This is a genomic window from Psychrobacter sp. (genome assembly GCF_035469765.1).
Taxonomy (GTDB): domain Bacteria; phylum Pseudomonadota; class Gammaproteobacteria; order Pseudomonadales; family Moraxellaceae; genus Psychrobacter.
The window spans coordinates 1-1,590 of the sequence record NZ_DATIRM010000225.1; the positions used below are offsets into that span (position 1 = coordinate 1).

Genomic DNA, 1,590 nt, shown 5'->3' on the forward strand with positions numbered 1-1,590 from the left:
GCAAGCCCTAAGGTATTGCTGCGTTGACGAAAATCCTCATGCGCAACATCGCCTGCTCGGTAATCTTCATCCATAATAATGGCATGGATATTGGGGAATTGCTCTTTCAGATTGCCCAAGATATCAATCAGCCATTCTTGTCCATACTCCTTACCAATAATAGTCGGAAATACCAGCCATTTTTTATTTTCAAGCTCAGGATCTTCAGCAAAGGTATGGCGTAACCAATATACCGATGGATTGTGTCGATAAGGATAGCGGCGCGTATCAACACCGCGGTAGATACGCTTAATCACGCGAGGGTCGAGTTCCTCGCGGCGCAGCCCTTTTTTGAGATAATCGGTCACACTATCAGACACGGTAATAATGGTATCGACGTCGAGCAGAGCTTGTGAGTATTTATTGATTGGATAGAAGCCATACATGGTCGAAACCAGTTTTGGTCGACGTTTTACCCGTGCACGGCGCAGCGCTAAATGTAGTATCCATGCAGGCGTGCGCGAATGCACATGAATGACATCAGGATCATATTTTTCAATCAAACGTCGCAATGGCGCGACCTGTAACAATGACAGCCAAGATTTTTTGTTCATATATAGTTGGTGATAATGGTTGCCATCACGCTTTAGGCGTCTGACCAAATCGTTGTCTTCATTGGCACTAGAGATAATGATTGAAGTATGATCGTTTTTGACCAAAGCGCGCCCAAGATGAAAAATACCGCGCTCGGATTCATCATGCTTTAAAGACGATAGTAAACGCATAACTTTCATAATGGCGTGGGTCACTATTTGACGATATCAAGCTGCTATTGTCAGTGAAAAGTGGCTAAAACTCAACCACCAAGATAAAAACATAAAGCGAGATAGAGATTGTTATTGGTCGTAAATAACGACAGTCAAATTAAGTGACGACAATCAAGGACTTAACGCTGTTTTTTAAGGTGCGGTGCATTTGGTAATACTTGTTTTTCACTCAAATATTTCCAGTAGCGCTGCGGCAGATACTGCTTATGCAAACTTGTATTCTTGCGCTCTTTGATATTAACGTTGGTAAAATAACCTTGCCAAAAATGCTGATAACGCTGCTCATCCTTGCTATAAATGCTGGCAGGATTGCGCAATACCGCCTCATCAAGCTCAGTAATGGTTTGCAGGGCAGCAGGGCGCTTAGGTGTACTGCGGCTTTTATCGTAATAAATGCCATAGCCGCGCGCCAAATCATAAATTGCCCAATGCTGATCTTGATAACGCTGCCGGAAATGCTCACCAATCAGCGGCAAGACATTAAAATCCGGCTCAACACGGGCAAAGTAAATATCTTCAACGGTATGTTCAAAGCGCACAAAGGCTTCCATACGGTGTTTTTCGCGACCAACAGACTTGACTGTTTGCACGAGCTCTAAGACATTAAGATTACCCAAATCATCCATAATATGGCGACTTGGATAATCAATAGCGTATTTGACTACTTGAAACAATGTGCTACCGATATTGTCTTTTTCTGACAAAAATCCCCAAAGTAAATTGCGCATACCCGAGCGACCTAGGAGTTGATTCAACTTCGTGAGTACTCGCTCAGCATGGTTGG

2 protein-coding genes are annotated in these 1,590 nt (G+C 43.4%); both read right to left on the reverse strand.

All coding sequences use genetic code 11. From position 1 onward, the window contains the following. Window positions 1–773 (reverse strand): glycosyltransferase (locus VLN09_RS06405; RefSeq protein ID WP_325244785.1); only part of this gene is annotated, 773 nt, incomplete at its 3' end. A gap of 152 nt (window positions 774–925) precedes the next feature. Then, window positions 926–1,590, reverse strand: a 665-nt coding sequence (locus VLN09_RS06410) for a TIGR03915 family putative DNA repair protein (RefSeq protein WP_325244787.1), incomplete at its 5' end; no start/stop codon positions are given.